At 69.0% G+C, this 481-nt stretch carries 1 protein-coding gene; it reads right to left on the bottom strand.

The window, feature by feature from the left end; genetic code table 11:
* The coding region (locus EN925_RS39115) for an Ig-like domain-containing protein (protein WP_164894850.1) at positions 1 to 481 on the bottom strand (481 nt) is incomplete at both ends.

Raw genomic sequence — 481 nt, 5'->3', positions numbered from 1 at the left:
GGTGTCGTTGGCCAGAACGTTGCCGGTCGCCGCCGTGGCCGGCGTGATGCCGGCCTCGTTCGCGGACCCGGTGTCGGCGACCGCAACCGGCGCATCGTCGGTGCCGTGGATGGTGATGGTCAGCGTCGTCGAGGAGGTCCCGCCCTGGCCGTCGCTCACCGTGTAGGTGAAGCTGTCGGTCAGACTGCCGCCGACATTGAGCGCGTCAACCGTCGGGTTCGCATCGTCGATGACGTAGTTGTAGCTGCCGTCGCCGTTGATCGTCACCGAACCGTAGCTGCCGGCCAGCGCAGACCCGACCGTGCCGCCCGTCACCGCGCTCACGCTCAACTGGGCATGGGTGTTGTCGACGTCGGTGTCGTTGGCCAGAACGTTGCCGGTCGCCGCCGTGGCCGGCGTGATGCCGGCCTCGTTCGCGGACCCGGTGTCGGCGACCGCAACCGGCGCATCGTCGGTGCCGTGGATGGTGATGGTCAGCGTC

The organism is Mesorhizobium sp. M7A.F.Ca.US.006.04.2.1 (assembly GCF_004022915.1).
Taxonomy (GTDB): Bacteria; Pseudomonadota; Alphaproteobacteria; order Rhizobiales; family Rhizobiaceae; genus Mesorhizobium; species Mesorhizobium ciceri.
This window is presented reverse-complemented; position numbering and strand designations above follow the sequence as displayed.